This window comes from Rhizobium aouanii (assembly GCF_037002925.1).
Taxonomy (GTDB): Bacteria; Pseudomonadota; Alphaproteobacteria; order Rhizobiales; family Rhizobiaceae; genus Rhizobium; species Rhizobium aouanii.
The window spans coordinates 12458-27822 of record NZ_JBAMYD010000035.1; the positions used below are offsets into that span (position 1 = coordinate 12458).

General features: G+C 62.3%; 18 protein-coding genes. 8 read left to right on the forward strand and 10 right to left on the reverse strand.

What is annotated here, in order from left to right; all coding sequences use genetic code 11:
* Nucleotides 1-218 precede the first annotated feature (218 nt).
* From V8P77_RS34110 to V8P77_RS34145, 8 genes are all read right to left on the reverse strand, one after another.
* Nucleotides 219-1730: a DUF1254 domain-containing protein gene (locus tag V8P77_RS34110; RefSeq protein ID WP_335916705.1), complete on the reverse strand. Its 1512-nt coding sequence runs from the start codon at nt 1728-1730 to the stop codon at nt 219-221.
* Between the two features lie 67 nt (nt 1731-1797).
* On the reverse strand, nt 1798-3240 hold the full coding sequence (locus V8P77_RS34115; protein ID WP_335916706.1) for a DUF1254 domain-containing protein: 1443 nt from the start codon (nt 3238-3240) through the stop codon (nt 1798-1800).
* A gap of 114 nt (nt 3241-3354) precedes the next feature.
* Complete coding sequence (locus V8P77_RS34120; protein ID WP_335916720.1) at nt 3355-4110, reverse strand: transporter; 756 nt, start codon at nt 4108-4110, stop codon at nt 3355-3357.
* A 189-nt stretch (nt 4111-4299) separates the two neighbouring features.
* Complete coding sequence (locus V8P77_RS34125; protein WP_335916707.1) at nt 4300-6102, reverse strand: adenylate cyclase; 1803 nt, start codon at nt 6100-6102, stop codon at nt 4300-4302.
* A gap of 218 nt (nt 6103-6320) precedes the next feature.
* Nucleotides 6321-7598 (reverse strand): alpha/beta hydrolase, encoded by a 1278-nt coding sequence (locus V8P77_RS34130; protein WP_335916721.1) that lies wholly within the window; start codon nt 7596-7598, stop codon nt 6321-6323.
* 65 nt (nt 7599-7663) lie between these two features.
* Nucleotides 7664-8038, reverse strand: coding sequence for a hypothetical protein (locus V8P77_RS34135; protein ID WP_335916708.1), 375 nt, complete (start codon nt 8036-8038; stop codon nt 7664-7666).
* Between the two features lie 105 nt (nt 8039-8143).
* On the reverse strand, nt 8144-9160 hold the full coding sequence (locus V8P77_RS34140; RefSeq protein ID WP_335916709.1) for an Lnb N-terminal periplasmic domain-containing protein: 1017 nt from the start codon (nt 9158-9160) through the stop codon (nt 8144-8146).
* 50 nt (nt 9161-9210) lie between these two features.
* A complete protein-coding gene (locus V8P77_RS34145) occupies nt 9211-9477 on the reverse strand; it encodes a hypothetical protein (protein WP_026158814.1) in 267 nt (88 codons plus the stop codon).
* 225 nt (nt 9478-9702) lie between these two features.
* Between V8P77_RS34145 and V8P77_RS34150 the strand changes: the two genes are divergently transcribed.
* The 7 genes from V8P77_RS34150 (at nt 9703) to V8P77_RS34180 (ending at nt 14150) form a co-directional block, all read left to right on the forward strand.
* Complete coding sequence (locus tag V8P77_RS34150; protein WP_051077434.1) at nt 9703-10005, forward strand: DUF2147 domain-containing protein; 303 nt, start codon at nt 9703-9705, stop codon at nt 10003-10005.
* 117 nt (nt 10006-10122) lie between these two features.
* Nucleotides 10123-10899 (forward strand): hypothetical protein, encoded by a 777-nt coding sequence (locus V8P77_RS34155; protein WP_335916710.1) that lies wholly within the window; start codon nt 10123-10125, stop codon nt 10897-10899.
* A 152-nt stretch (nt 10900-11051) separates the two neighbouring features.
* Complete coding sequence (locus V8P77_RS34160) at nt 11052-11537, forward strand: hypothetical protein (RefSeq protein ID WP_335916711.1); 486 nt, start codon at nt 11052-11054, stop codon at nt 11535-11537.
* 147 nt (nt 11538-11684) lie between these two features.
* Nucleotides 11685-12107, forward strand: coding sequence for a cysteine rich repeat-containing protein (locus tag V8P77_RS34165; protein WP_335916712.1), 423 nt, complete (start codon nt 11685-11687; stop codon nt 12105-12107).
* A 24-nt stretch (nt 12108-12131) separates the two neighbouring features.
* On the forward strand, nt 12132-12701 hold the full coding sequence (locus tag V8P77_RS34170) for an OmpA family protein (protein WP_335916713.1): 570 nt from the start codon (nt 12132-12134) through the stop codon (nt 12699-12701).
* A gap of 18 nt (nt 12702-12719) precedes the next feature.
* On the forward strand, nt 12720-13406 hold the full coding sequence (locus V8P77_RS34175) for a hypothetical protein (protein WP_335916714.1): 687 nt from the start codon (nt 12720-12722) through the stop codon (nt 13404-13406).
* A gap of 21 nt (nt 13407-13427) precedes the next feature.
* On the forward strand, nt 13428-14150 hold the full coding sequence (locus V8P77_RS34180) for an LssY C-terminal domain-containing protein (protein WP_335916715.1): 723 nt from the start codon (nt 13428-13430) through the stop codon (nt 14148-14150).
* Between the two features lie 154 nt (nt 14151-14304).
* Here the strand turns inward: V8P77_RS34180 and V8P77_RS34185 are convergent, their stop codons facing one another.
* Together V8P77_RS34185 and V8P77_RS34190 are read right to left on the reverse strand one after the other, a co-directional pair.
* Entirely contained in the window at nt 14305-14604 is a 300-nt protein-coding gene (locus tag V8P77_RS34185) for a DUF982 domain-containing protein (RefSeq protein ID WP_335916716.1), read from the reverse strand.
* 136 nt (nt 14605-14740) lie between these two features.
* Nucleotides 14741-14983, reverse strand: a complete 243-nt coding sequence (locus tag V8P77_RS34190) for a hypothetical protein (RefSeq protein WP_335916717.1) — start codon at nt 14981-14983, stop codon at nt 14741-14743.
* 1 nt (nt 14984) lies between these two features.
* Between V8P77_RS34190 and V8P77_RS34195 the strand changes: the two genes are divergently transcribed.
* The gene (locus tag V8P77_RS34195; RefSeq protein ID WP_335916718.1) at nt 14985-15257 is read left to right on the forward strand and encodes an SDR family NAD(P)-dependent oxidoreductase; all 273 of its coding nucleotides are present in this window, start codon (nt 14985-14987) and stop codon (nt 15255-15257) included.
* The last annotated feature ends 108 nt before the right edge of the window (nt 15258-15365 follow it).

Below are 15365 nucleotides of genomic sequence, written 5' to 3' on the forward strand. Positions count from 1 at the left end.
CGGCAGGCCCCCGGGCCGCCGCCCGGTATTGGCCGTCAGGCTGATCGGCTGCAATCCGGTACGTCCAGTCCAACTGCGCATTGAAACCTCCTCATTTGAATTGTGCCGATTTGAGCGGCAGTCGTTCCACTGTGACAGGCGATCTATTCGCTATATTCAGGGACCATGGGAATTCAGGGACCATGGGATCTGCACCCCATGGTCCCGGTATCCACTTGTCAGGGGACGAGTTCGATCTCGCCCGGCTTCCAGGTCTTGTCGAACCACTGTTCCAGCGGGCCGTAGAGGCGAAGCAGTGTGAACCAGCCTTTGCCGGGAATCGTCTGCACCCAGTTGTTCTCCATGCCCGCGGGAGCCTTGGGTCCGAAGAAGATGTCCACAGAGCCATCCGCATTCACCGTGACGCCCTTGCTTTGGCTGCTGACGCTGGGGAATTGCTGGTCGGTTTGCACCATCGAGCGGGTCTGGTTGTCGTAAACGATGACCGACCAGAAATCCTTAACCGGGATATTTGGCGGCAGTCGCAGCTTGTAGTTTTTTGCGCCGTCCAACGGATTGCCTTTGGAGTCATGAGCTGCCCATGGGTATTGCGAGCCTTGGCCGACCATCTTCTCTTCCATCGCCGGCGTGACGCCGGTGGCCAAGAAGTAGAAGAACGCAGCGCCATCGAGATTGCTGACGCCAGGCGCGACTTCGAACTTGTAGCCGCCAAAGAACGGCAGCCTCCACGCGCTGTCCGGATAGAAGTAGGCGTCTTCGCCGCGGATCTTGAAGGCGATCGTCCGCGCGGTGACGGCGCCTAAGTTGGCGGCGTCGGTGAGGATTTTTTTCATCCGCTCGTCAGGATTGAAGGGCTTGCCCTTGACGATGCCGATCGAGGCGAACAGGCCGAGCGTGGTGGGATCAGAACCTTCGGGCGGCTCTTCCTGGATGGCTTCGTTCAACAGGGACCAGAACTCATAGTCCGCGGGCGGAACGAAATTCGCCGGTTTGCCCGATGCGTTGACAAATTTCATGGGCGGAGGGTTGGCCGCGTCCGCGAGGTTGTAGATCTTCAGCGTCTTCTTCACCGAGTCCACGCCGGGCTTGGGCGAACCGTCGACCAGAAACGAGCGGAACGGCATCCAGTTGCCGAAGGTGCTCGGACGTACGACGTGATAGCCTTCCGGGACATCGCCTTTGTAGCCGGGCGGCAATATCAGGTACTTGCCGCCTTCGCCTTTGTCAGCCCCGGTAATGCCGACATCGGCAACCCATTTGTACCAGAAGTCGTCGATCAGCCCGAGTACCTTGGGCGGAATCTCGACCACCAGCGGCCCCTTGCTCGTGTCGAGCCAGATGAAGCTGTAGACAGTGTTGTCGTTGGCGGTCAGTTCCACGGTCTTTGAATCGACGAGGTTCTCCCAGATCACGTTGGTCTGGTTATCGGGGCCGAACTCTCGCAATGATTGGCGCATGCCGGCCTGATTGACGATCGGGAAGCCCAGCAGATAGGCTTGGAGCGCACGCGACCGGTCCAGATTGTCGTAGATTTTGTCGACGGTATCCGCAGAGGGATAGCCGTAGTCGAGCTTCAGCGTCCCGATGGAGGACTCGACCTCGTCGGGGACGGCAACGCCCGGCGCGAAAGGCGTCGTCATCTTGTAGGTCTGCGACTCGGCCGAAGCGGCGCCCAAGCCCATCAGCACCACCGCGGCGGTGGCGCAGAGCAGTCTCGTCACGTGTATCATAGCTCTTTCCTCATCGACATCCGACGCCACGCATCGGTATGGTTGGGATAATTCATGTTCGGGATAATTATTGCGCCGCCACGACTCCCGGCGGCTGCCAACTGCCCGCGCCGGCCGGCAGGATCGACGGCGCTTCGGTCTTCGGCCAGTACAGGCGCATCACCAGATAGATCGTGCCATCCGGGGCTGGAAGCCAGTTGGCTTCCTTGTCCGCTCCGGGGCTGTCTTTCTGGATGTAGAGGGTGAGCGAGCCGTCCGCGTCTTTTTTCATCCCCGGCAACATCGGAGAGTTGATGAGGTAGCGATTGATCGGGTTCTTGACCAGGAACTGGCTCTTGCCGTCGTACATCGTGACTGACCAGAAAGCATTCACTGGCGGCAACTGGCCGGGTGCGAAGGTGATGGTGTACTTGTGGTTGCTGCCGTCGAGCGGTTCACCGGTCGCGTCCGTCCGGGTGTAGGGATACATGGCTTCCACGGCATCGTTGCCAAGGAGACCGCCCTTTGCGGCGCCTGCCCGCATCACCCAGTCGCCGTTGTAGAAGGCTTCGTCGCCAAAGAACGCACCGACGTTCCAGCCGTTGATGTTCTTGTTTCCGCTGGCCAGCCACTTGTCGACCTTGCCGTCGCCCTGCTTCATGGCCACCAGGATTTCCGCCTTGTGTTCGAGCGATAGTTCCTTGAAGTCGAAGGTCTTGCCGGGCCCGATGCCGATCGTGGCCAGTTTCGCGCGGACCGCCTTGTCCCTTGGCGTCTCGGGAATGAATTGCAGGGCCGCGTCGAGATACTGGAAGAAGTTCTCTTTGATTCCGGCGGTGGTGGCAGGAAGGAACTCGATCTTCGGCGCAGCCTGCGGGGCGGGTTGTTTGAGGAAGGCGGACAGCGGCTGCGCCTTGTAGCCGGCCTGAATTTTCTCAACGTTCGGCATGTCGTCGGGATTGAAGAGCTGGGTGCGGATAAGCGCGAGCGGGAACGGGGTCGTCGATCGGAAGACCTTCTTGATCCCTCTTGGCGTCTCGCCTTTCCAGTCGGGTCCGACAACGAGATAGGAGCCCGGCTCGCTTCCGGTGGCGCGCGAGCCGATATAGCCGAAATTGTAGGTGTTGCCGTCGATGAGCTGGACCGAGTAATAGCGGTCCTTCTCGACAGTCGGCACCGAGATGACCATCGGTTCAGCACGCAAGTCCAGCCAGAGGATCGAGTAGGGCGTGTCGCTGTTCGGCGTGATGACTGCCGTATCGTCCGGAGTGGCGACATGGTGCTGGTTTTCGATTTCGTTGAACGGCGCCTTGAACTGTCCGGAGTTCCTGTCGACGGCAAACTCCTGCATGACCGCATAAAACATCACGGGTGCCAGGCCGTAGACGAAGCCTTCTTCGGCGATGTCCTTCGCCTCAAGCAGGCTGGGCCATTCGACGTTGTTCTGCGCAAGCACCGGGGTGGACTTCGCCGTCGCGGCGACGAGTGCGGCCATCGCAGCAGAGCGGAGCAGATCCCGTTTCGTAAACATTTAAACGTCCTTTCGGTTCGCGGCGTGAGGTCAGAGCACGCGGAGGTAGCAGAGAAGATTGCGCGTAGACCGGTTTGGAGGAGCCGCCGTAGACCTCTCCGCGGTTCGTTGCGCCTACTTCGGAAACAGGAACGTCAGCCCGAGCCGAACGCCGATGCCCTCGGGGCCGTCGTCGGGAGCCGCCGCCCAGTATCGAAGTCCGGCCGTGAGGCTGATCGGCTGCTCGTTGACCTTGATCAGCTTCGAGACGGTCAGATTGATCGGCACCGACCAGTCGTGCGCCTTCCAGTCGTATGTGGATTCCGTATTCAGCGCGAACGTCCAGGCAGTCGGCGTGGTGTAGGAGAGAAATGGCTGCATGTAGGTGCTTCTGATGTCGTTGCGGTCCTCGTTGCCGGCGAACGACCAGATGTGATTGGCCAGTACGCCATAGGTCCAGGGCCCGTCCTGCTTCAGCGCGACGATGGTCGGCCCTGCGCCCCATTTCTCGCCGCCGAGCAGATCGTCGGTCGCGGTCGGGATCAGGAAGACAGGTCCCGCCCCCCAGATGAGGCCGCCATCGGTGGGCTTGGCAGGGGACAGGAAAAAGCTCTGAACGACGTCGCCGAGACCGAACTGTGATCCGGACGGCCCGGCGACGTCGTTCTGGTAGGTCACGGGAAGGATCGTGCGGGAGATCAGATTCCAGTCTGCGTTCAGCGAGAAGGGGATCACGGGCTGGATGTTCAGGGTCGCCTTGTCGCCATCGAGCGGACCGTAGCCGTGGTCATAGTTCAACTGGAAGGGAACGCTGATGAGCGAGGCGATCGGGTTCGAAAGCTTCTTGGCGAGATCGGCGCTGGAATCCTGACCGTAGGCCGGCGCCCCCATGCCGAGGGTCGCGGCGACGGCGAGCGTCAGGGACCTCTTCAGCGGCAGGGTGCGTGTCGATGCGGTCTTGACCACTGGCTCTGTCTCCATCCGATGCCGAGGCTGGCGGTGAGCCAGTCTGGGTCATGCGCCGGAAGAATGAAGGAACGAGCCGGAAGAAGAAACGTATGTTACTGTAGCGTACGGCCTTCACGGACCGTATGAGGCGTCGGAGACCCTGAACTCGGCTTCGATATCGGTCGCGCTCGGCACTGGCAGTCCAGCCCGCCGAAGCGCTGCGATCATGCGCATGCTGTCCCTCGGCGGTAGGTTTCTCTTCCGGTTCTCGGCCACGATGTTGGGCAGATAGTCAGGGCGCATTTTCATGAACACCTCGCCCTCGCGCTTCGCCTCCGCCAGCAGCCCGGCCTCGGAGTAGATGACCGCGGCAACGCCATGGAAGAGCGGAAATTTCTGCAGGTCGGCTTTACGGATCAGCCGCACCGCCATCTCATGATCGTCGAGCATGCAGGCGATCAGGGCGCGCGTACCGAAGTAATATCCGGCTCCGCCCGGATTGAGCTCGATCGCACGATCCAGCAAGTCCGCGCCGCGCTTCCATTGCCCCGAGAACGCGACGCGCGTTCCGAGTTCCCCGAGGAACTCCGTGTCGTTCGGGTTGGCGGCGAGCGCCGCTTCGCCGACCTCGAAGGCTTCCTTCGTCTCGTTGTTGAAGAATAGGGCCGTCATGAGCGCTTGCAGGGCGCGCGTGTTGTCGGGTTCGAGCGAGACCGCCCGCCGCGCCGAACCCAGCGCTCGCTCCATCGCGGGACCCTTGTCACTCTGTGGATTGAACTCGAACCGGCCCTCGTCGAGATGGATGAACGAGAGCATCGACCAAGCGGTCGCGTAGGCGGGGAAACGCGCCACGGCGTTCTGCAGACAATCGCGCGCGATCAGATGCGCTTCCGGGTTCAGCTCCTCGCGGTAGGTGTAGAAGCGCAACGTGCAGTCATGGACGCCGACATCGTCCGGCGGCGGGTTGGCCGCCAACGTTTTCGCGATGATGCCGTAAGGCTGGGCGATCGCCGTCGCCACCTTGCTCGCGACATCCGTCTGAATAACGAATAGCTCGTGCGTGTCCAGGTTCTCGTCGTAGTGCTGCGACCACAGGATGGATCCTTCGGAGGTGTCGACGAGACGCACGGTCACGCGGATCTTGTCGCCCGCGACGCGGACCCCGCCCGTGAGAAGGTAGTGCACGCCAAGTCCCTCGCGCACCTGCGACGGCTCGACGCCTGGAGGCAGTGCCTTCGACGTCTCGCGGCCGAAGACGGTGATCTCCTTGAAGCGGGGAAGGGCGGTCAGAAGCTCCTCGGTCAGCCCGGCGGCATAGCGTGCAGCCTGGGGGCCGTCGCCAAGATCCGCGAAAGGTGCGATCACAAGGGTCGGCTCGCCCGGAACCTGCCCGGCGGAACGACCGGTGCTCGGCCCCGTCAGAACGCCCGCGTAGTAGCCAAGCGCCGCGCAGACGAATGCCACGAGCGCGGCCAGCATGGGCAAGGCGCGTCGCCGCCACGCGATAACCCGGCGCTCGGCGACGTCTTCGTTCGGCACATCCCTGGCCGCTTTCGTCGGCGGGTCGTTCCACGTGAAGGTCGGTACGTAGCCGCCCTTGGGAATGTCGATGCGGATCGGATCGCGCTGGCCTGCAACGAGATAGTAGCGTTCGATGACCCGGCGCAGACGTCCGGCCTCGATGCGGACGACCGGATCTTCCTGAGAGAAGCCCGCGCTTCGGCTGAACACTTCGATGGCGATCGAATACGCCTTGAGACGCTGTGCCCGGCCCGCAAGCGTCTCCTCGGTGACATACTTCAAGAAGGCAGGGCCACGTCCGGCGTTGGGAAACTCGCCGCTGGATAGAATCCGTTCAAGCTGCGTCCTGACCTCCTCATCGGTCGGACAGGGGCGCTCGCCCCGATCGTCAGGCGTAGGCACCGAGGTCTGCATTGGATGCTCCCCATCCGTCTCGCATATGCGCGACAGTTACAGCTTGTATTGAAATCCCCTGATGCAACCTAACTCCCGAAGAGCGTTTCGTCTACCTGAAAGATGTTTCAAGACGGATCACCTATGGGCCGGGCAACCGATTGGGGACGATGACGGCGATGAACGGGCATGACGAAGAGCGTGCCAGGCGTGGCCGAACTTCAAGCCGGCGCCTCCTGCTATCGTTGCTTCCGGCACGCCCGGTCGGCCGGCGTCGCAGCGCAGTTCTTGACCGCGATCTTCTGCGTGCCGCCGTCTTGTCCGGTCAGACCGCCGACATGATTGGCGTAGTTGCTGCGAGTATCGGCGTCGAGCACGGCGACGGGGGCGGTCAGTACGAGGCCCGCGGCGCTTCCGGCCGCCGCCGCCACATGCGTCGTCCCTGCAAGGATCGTGTCGCCGAGGCCGACCCGGCTGTCGGTCAGCGTCTGCCCTTCGGACAGCCGCGCGCCGATGAGCTGGACGACTTGCGGCGATTCCGCGAACTTGCTGTGATTGAGGTCGTCGCTGACCTTGATCTTGGTCAGATCGATCACCGAGACCTTGTAGTCGGCGAGTTCGGTCTTGTACGGCGCGGTTTCCGGATCGATCGAACCGAGCCGTGGGATGTTGCCCCAAACCCGCCGCGAGAAGGCAAGCGCCTTGTCGTCTTGCGAGACGAAAAGCGTGAACTGCGGATGAGGTTCGCCCATGTCCTCGATCTGCGAGCGGAAGACGTCGACGTCGACGTCCGGAGCTGCCAGCATGACGTTCTTGAACTTCGCCGGAAGACCGCCGTTGCGGATCGCCATCTGCCGGAGCGCTTCCAGCGCCAGCCAGTTGCCCATCGAGTGGGCGAGCACGTTAACTTCCTTCACGGTCCCGTCTTTGGCGAGATACTGGAACAGCGTCTCGAGCGCGTTGCGCGTGTAGTTGGTGCTCTCGCGGTCATAACCGTAGGCGAGCAGGCTGCCGCGCGATGGCCAGGTCACAAGGACCGGCGTGCTGTGGACATCGGAATCGTGGACGATCTGAGCGAAGCGGTAGACGCTATCCTCGAAGCGGTTGTTGAAACCATGGATGAAGACCAGCACGCTTTGGTCGCGGTTCCTTTTGACCGAGGCGTTCAGCCAGTCTTTCGCCCCCTCGAGGCTGAGCTCGTCGGCCTTCAGCGTGGCGAAGTCGGTCTTCGGATTGGAAGGCAGCTTCCTTGGCCAGGCGACGTCGCCCTCCTTGCGGACCTTGGGCAGTGAAACCCTCATCTGCGCAAAGGACGGCGTCCGGGCGCGCTCGCCCGTGAACATCTCGCCTGGAACAGTCGATCGGGCGCGCGTGGTCGCGACGAGCATGTCAACGCGACTGGTATCCGGCGCGGTGTCCGCAACGGGGGAGAGTACGCCCTTCGGATGTCCGCCGCAGCCAGCGAGCAGGACCAGCGCGAGGCATGGAAGAAGTCGCCGGATACGACCAGCAGTCAACGAAGCAAACAATCTCAAGTCCCCTGTTGAAATCGATTAGCCGTGCTCGCTGCTCACGGCGATCGCTATCGTGGGCAGACGTCCCAGAAACCCGTCTTCTTGGTGCTATCGGTATAGTACCAGCACATGCCGGGCTTCGGCGGCGTTCCGGCGACCGAGGCCGCCGCGGCGCCCGCGATGAAGCCGATGGCGGCTCCAGCCGCGATCGCACCCCCGGCGGGCCAATAGCGGCGAGGGTTCACGACGACGACGCCGCGCCTGACGGGCGCGCGAGGCACCACGACGGCGCCGCGATTGCCGACGGCCGCACATCCTCTTGCTCCGCAGCCGACCACCGCACGGCGGGCTTCGGCCGGGGTCGGAGCGAGCATTGGTGCGGCCACCATCATCAGGACGGCCGCAGCCGCGGTGACGTTCTGAAAGTGCTTGATGAGGTTCATGAGTGCGGTCCTGGTTAAGGGCATAGGCGAAATTTCGCCCAACGAATTCCTGACAGGGCGGACCATGCCTCAATCATCGCGATTCCCGGCGTATGTTACTGTACGTTACGGCGTAGCTACGACGACGGGGAGGGGCACGCCGAGACGAATTGCCTTCGAGAAGTCGGGCGACAATCCGTCCGCCCGCGCCCGCACGTCGATCTTGGCAATCTCCCGCAGGCGGTCGAGCGGCATCGACGTGTCGACGGCTCCCCGGTCATAGGCATAGTCGGGAAGATAACCGTTGACGATCAGCCGCCAGTCGAACGGCACCTTGTCTCCTGCGACCCGCATCAGCTTGGCGACGGTCGTCGTGCAGTTCGTCGTGATCGAGTTGTAGAACTGCGGCGTCCGGGCGAGCGCATTGGCCTCGGCGACGTACTCGAGCAGCAGGTTGCGCGCCTGCTCGGCACTGGCTCTGAGCCTGTAAATCTGGACGTCCTCGCCACGCACATTGGAGCGGACGCCGACGACGTCGCGTTCGTCCGCGGCAACGACCACCAGCGGGTCGTTCTTGAAGAGATCGGCAAGGGGAGAAAACCCACCGCCAACCTTGTGGCGCACCTCGATCGACCAGGCGAGCTGTTCGCCGCCTTCGAAGCCGAAGCTGAAGATGACATGCGCGATCTTCGGCCCCGCCCAGTATGACATGAACAGGTCGACGGTCCTCACCTTGCTCATATCGTAGGTTCGCGTGGTCCAGCGCTCGGTAAAGTCGGAATTGCTTCGCCACTCGAAGTCCCGGACATCGGTCAAGGTCAGCGAATTTCCGTCGAGACGACCCGTGACCTGGCGGGCGACATCCGGCGCCCATGCGGCGTTGGCTTCCGGCTTGATCGAGTTCCACCAGAAGAGAACCAGCGCGAAGACGATCGCGAACGAAAGGAGTGCTTTTATGCGCAGCCGGCTGGCAAGCGCCGCTACAGAGAAGAGACCGAAGAGGAGGAAGACGCCAGCGCCGATCGCCCGCCCGCCATCAGGCAGGGGTAGGCGATACCATAGGGCGAGGGAACTCCAGGCTGTCAAAGCCGCCACGATAACGGCGACCGGGAAGATGAGGACGATCGCCATCGGTCGAGGCATGTTGTTCCTTTTCTGCAACCTCCGTGCCACCACGACGGCGAGATCGCGACTTATCGGGCGGCTGGGAATGGAACGACCTTGGCAAAGTCCAGCATGGTGTGGATTTCCGCGGCGAGGCCGTCCATGAGTTCCAGCGCCTCGGCATAACGTGCATCCCGCTCCGGAGCCGTAGACGACTTCCAGTCCCGCACGAGCTGGTCGGCGATGGAAAAGTCGTTGCACAGTTCCCGGAAGCTTTCACTGCGGGAGGCAAGCGCTTCGATCTCCAGCGTCTGCTCGGGAAACCTGCGCTTGGCGAACTCCGTGTCGTATTCCATTGCATCGGCTCCCGGCCAGGCGACGCGGGGGGGGGCGCACATCGCGTCGTCGTCGTGAAGATGACACAGAACCCGGCCGGCACCATGTAGGTTACAGTAACACACCGTGAGTTTCTTGCGGTCGGCAGCGCATGTGTGGTCCATTCGGTCATCGGCCCGGTGGCGGGCCAGCCATGCGAGGACCTTACCGTGAAACCCATCCTGATCTCCGTCACAGCGCTGCTGATGTCGACCGGACTGGCGAGCGCAGCCGAGCCGATCGTCGGAAACTGGAAGACGACGCTCGGCGACACCGCCGCGATCGAGCCGTGCGGCGGGGGGTTCTGCATCACGCTGAAGAGCGGCAAGCATACCGGCGAGAAGATCGGCGCGTTCGAAGGCAGCGGCGGCAGCTATTCCGGCAAGATCACCGATCCCGACGCGAAGAAGACCTACAACGGCACCATCAGCGTTTCCGGCGACACGGTTACCCTCAAAGGCTGCGTGATGAAGGTCGTCTGCGAGTCGCAGAAATGGTCACGCCAATAGTCCGCGGGGACAATCGGATACGGTAACATACGGGTGCTTCCGGCGTGATCGGCTATGCTTTCGCAGGGAATCACTTCCGGCGATCGCCGGAGCCATGGAAGATCGGGGGACTGCTGCATGATCGAAATGAAATGCGTCCATTGCGGGTTGGTTCTGGCCCTGGCGGCGGCGCCTGCGGCCGCCGCAGACATGTCGGAACCTCGACCGGTCGTCGTCGACAACGGATGGAAGTTCCAGGTCACGTTCGACGGCTGGCTGGCAGGTTTGAACGGCGACATCGGCGTGCGCGGCCTCCCGGCGGCGGCGGTCGACGTCTCGCCTATGGACGTGCTCGAGGATCTGGATGGCGTGTTCGCAGGATCCTTTCAAGCAGCAGGCGATAGCTGGCTTCTGTATACGGATGTCATGTGGGCCAAGGTTTCGACCGACGCCGACGTCGGCCCCTTCGGCGGAACGGCCGATTTCGAGCAGACGCAGATCGTGGCGACGGCCCTTGTCGGCTACGAGCTGCCGGTCAACGTGGCGAACATGCAGCTCTACGCGACGGGCGGACTTCGCTACCAGTACAACAAGGTGGAACTCGGGATTGATCCCGTGTTCTTCCCGGCGATCGACCGCAGCGGTTCGCAAAGCTGGGCCGATCCCATCGTCGGGCTCACCATGCATTATGATGTCAACAACAAATGGTTCGTGGACGTCATGGCCGACGTCGGCGGCTTCGGCGTCGCCTCGGACATCACGCTGCAGGGCACCGCGACGGTCGGCTATAACTGGACGGACACTCTCGCTTCGTCTTTCGGCTACAAGGCCCTCTACACGGACTACGAGGACGGTGGCTTCCAGTATGACGCTACTCAGCATGGCGTCTTCACGCGACTGGCGGTGAAGTTCTAGCCGGAGTCCGGCGGCGGTCTACAGCAGACTACGATGCTATGTCAAACCGGCGTCCGCCGGAAACGTGAGGGCGCCGAAGGCATCAGCCACGGCGGCTTGAGCCTGGCTCATGCGCCATAGCAACGATCAGCAGAACTGCAGGGAGGCGGAGCTTGAAATCAAAATCAGGGCCGTCGGCACCATGGATCTACCTGGGTCTCCTCGCAGCTCAGACCGCCGCGGCCCTGACACTGTTCTGGATCGTGTTCCCCATCTTTCATGGCTTGGTCACCCACCTCGGGGAGCGGCAGATGCTCGCTCTCTCGGACCAGGTCGGGATTGTTGCCAGCGCCGCGCTGCTCCATTGCTGTTACTGGACACGGTTGAAATGGGTGCCGGTCACGTCGCCGTTTCACAGTGTCTTCGTTGCGCATCTGCTCTTCTTCGCCAGCCGGGTGAGCTTCTTCTTCGGCGGTGCGCTCTTCTCGGCCATCTTCTTCAGGCATCTGCCGGAACTCGACGCCTTTCCGCCGCTCGCTCAGACCGTCGTGAAGAGCCTGTATGTCGCGGCGACGCTGTTCGGGCTCTTCTGCTACTCGCTCGAACTGGATCGCTTCGGGAAGGCCGTGGAGGATCGGCCGCCAGAGCGCGGCGAGTAGCTTCCACATCCATCGCTGCGGCGACGCGTTGAACGCCGTCTCCTACGGTCCGTGTAACCGTAACATACTTCCCTTCTCACCCCCGAAAGCGCACCAAATGCGTGCGGAGAGTTTCTCCGACGATCAATCGTTCACGATGGGGGTAGCATGTCGACGAGAACCAGACTGTTAGGAGGGGCGCTGGTCGCGTTCCTGGCGCTCAGCGGTGCGGCCAGTGCCGACACCATCAGCTATGCCGACGCGGTGAGCACGCTCGCCAACGATTGCGGATCCGACATCAAGAAGTTCTGCAAGGGCCTGAACCTCGGGAGCGGCCGCATCCAGAACTGCCTCGAATCCCATGCCGCAAATGTCTCGCCGACCTGCACGTCGACACTGGCGAGCGTCACCACCTCGATCGAGCAGCGCCTTGCCGCCCAGTCGTCGTTCACCGCGATGTGCAAGCACTATGTCGCGCAGTTCTGCAGCGGCGTGGTGGGCGAGGGAAACATTCTTTCCTGCCTGAACAAGGCGACGCGCGTGAACGAAGGCCAGTGCGGCCAGGCGATCATCGACGCCGGCTGGCGGTGAACGATGTTGAAGGGACACAGGATCATGAAGAGCTTTCGACTCGCGACGATGTTTGCCGCCGGACTGCTGCTGGCACCCGGCCACTCACTCGCCCAGGAACTGAGCGGCCCGCAGGTGGTGCGCACGCTCGACAGATTGCAGGGAGGGGCTCCGGCCATCGACCTCGCTTTGCTCATGCAAGAAGCGGCGGCGAGTGCAGGCAAGGGCGTCGCCGCGCTTCCCGACTGGCAGAAACTTTCGAAGCTGTCGCAGCTCATCGTCGAGATCGACTTCGAGAACGACTCCATCGCCATCGAACCGAAATCCTATCGCACCGTCGGCATGATCGCCGACGCCCTGCATCATCCGAACCTGCGGCGCTACAAGTTCCTTGTCGTCGGACACACGAGCTCGACGGGCGACGCCAAGCACAATCTAGACCTCAGCCAGAAGCGGGCGAACGCAATCACGGAGGCGCTGTCGACGACCTTCGCCATCGCCCCGGACCGTCTGTTCGCGATCGGCGTCGGCGAGGAGTGGCTCGTGGATCCGTCGAACCCGCAGGCCGCTGACAATCGGCGCGTCCAGCTCGTGAACCTCGGTCTCGTGAAGTAGCAAAAAGGAGAATTCTTCATGAAACGCCATATACGGATTGGCACTCTCGCCGTAGCCTGCCTCGTGTCGTTCGCAGGAGCGGCGCAGGCCGAAGACGCGATCACGGCACCCGCCGCCAAGACCATTGGAGCGATCACGGCCACGAAGATGGTGCCGTCGCTCGCCGTCCTCAATTCCGGCGGGGCGACGCTGGTCGATGGCAAGCTGACGATGACGGGCGTCACCCCGAACTCCATCGTGTTCGCCGACCGTCCCGTACGATCGGCCGGACATGTGCTCACGACCGAGTTCATCAAGGAATGGGACGAGGGCAAGGACAGCTTCGCGGTCGACCCGCCGAACGCGACGATCTCGGTCATGAGCAGCGATGGCATCGCTGTCGAAGACGCGGTCGTGGTCCTGACCAAGCCAAAGCTGGATGGCGGCACGCTGACCTTTGACGTCCAGGTTCTCGAGGGCGAACTCGCAAAGGCCAATGGCCCGGCTTCGCTGTTCATCGACATGTTCGTGGCGCGCGCCGGAATGGGGCGCGTCGGCGTGGTCGGCGTGGGTGCGGTCGGCTTCCACGGCGGGTGGTATGCGCACCCGGCGGCCCGCTACGGCGCTGCGGTCGCGACGGGCGCGGCCATCGGTGCCGCGGCGGCCTCCGCGCCATACTACTATCACCCCCCTTGCGGCTACTATCCGTATCCGCCCTGCTACTGAAGTCGGGAGCGGCACATTGCAATGGAACAGGGGGGAAGCAGTCGAGGCAGATGGAAGTCGGCTGCGGGCGTTCTTGCCGCCGTCCTCCTGGCGTATCTGCTCGTCTGCTACCTGGTCATGCCGGAGCTTTGGATCTTCCGCGACCGGAGCACCGTTGCCGATCTCAGCCGGATGGTCACCACGACCGACGACGACATTCCGGGCGACCCGATCAACGTCGGGGTCGTCGGCCCGAAGCAGCAGGTGATCAAGGCCTTCGCCGCCTCGGGCTGGGATCCCGCCGACAGGATAACGTTGCTCTCCTCGGTTGAAATCGGCCTGAGCGTGGCGCTTGATCGGCCGGATCTCGATGCACCCGTCAGCCCGCTGTTCTTCGACGGCCGGAAGCAGGATCTGGCTTTCGAAAAGCCTGTCGGGCGTAGCGCGGACGAGCGCCACCACATACGCCTCTGGCGCACGGCGACCGTCGGCGCCGACGGCGAGCCGCTGTGGCTGGGCTCCGCCAGCTTCGACCGCGGCGTCGGTGTCAGCCACGACACCGGGCAGATCACCCACCATATCGGGCCCGATCTCGACGCCGAGCGCGAACTGGTGATCGGCGACCTCAAGGCCGCCGGGCAGATCTCCATGACCTACGAGCGCGCAGGCGTCGGTGCGACAAAAGATGGTCGCAACGGCGGCGGCGATCCGTACTTCACCGACGGTCGAATCCTTGTAGGGGTGCTGAAATTGGCCGAACAGTAACATGATTTGCGACGGCCGGACCATGGCGCTTCGATCGTGGATGGACAAACAAGCCGAAAGCTCCTCGGCGGTACCGCGTACCTCCCTGTTTGGACGAACACCAAGATCAATAGGGGCGTGGGCGACCATCTGACTTTCGACACTATGACCTGCGTCAATCGGTGCCCGAGACATTTCGATCGCCGGCCCGCCGAAGGTGCAATGGGACGTCTTCTACGCCGGCGAGTTTGCCGTGCTTGTTGAGAAAGCGACTGAAATTCGCCGCAACGACCGACGCGGGAAGTTGGCGATTGGCTGCCTTCCGGCAGGCGTCCAACATCACCTCATAGGTGATATCGCGCTTCTCCTGTGGCCATTCGTCGAGAAAGTCAAAGACATCGTCAAGCCCAGCGATCTCCTGCACAAAGTGCTTTCGTAGCGCGTAGATGGGGCGTGCAAAAGTATGAAAAGCCATCGATTACCTCCTTTCATGACGTTGAATGCCGCTGATCTAGGTGACGAAAACGCTCTTCAACACCGCGCTTTGGCTAGGATCTCGCCGCGCGGCTTGACGCCGGGCAGAGTGTTCTGCCATGCGTCTGTCCCTTCTCTCACCGCGTCGAATTGCCGCTTTCTTCGCTGACGCCGACCCGGTGGCGATACACCATTTCCCAGCCTTTCCAGCCGTTGAACAACAGCAGCGCAATGGCGATCGATGTTCTGAGATTATGAGCCGAACTAACGGAGGCACGTTCGGTTCCTTGACCGCTGGGGACTAAGGCAATTTTCAGCGGCAATGACTGCCCGACGAGGTGGGGGGTGCCCGCCGATTTGGTTGATTTAGCGGAAACCAAGATGGACCTCGGGCTGAGCAATAAACGTGTTCTCGTAACAGGAGGCAACTTTGGTCTGGGAGCCGCGATCGCAAAGGCCTTCGCCGCCGAGGGTGCACGAGTTGCAATCAACTATCTGGTCAACCCACGACAAGCCGATATCTTCGTTGAGGAAGTCACCGCCACTGGTGGCGAGACTCGTCAATTGAGGGCTGACATCAGCGATCCCGAAGCGGTCGAGGCGATGTTCAGAGCCATCGACGATGCCTGGGGCGGGATTGACATCTCTTGGTAAACAACGCCGGTGTCGACGGCGGACGTGCGGAAGACAGCCTCGTGCTCGCTCAGCTCATATCAGAAACCGATAACCCTCATCGTATCAGCGACGAGTTCCATCGCCTTA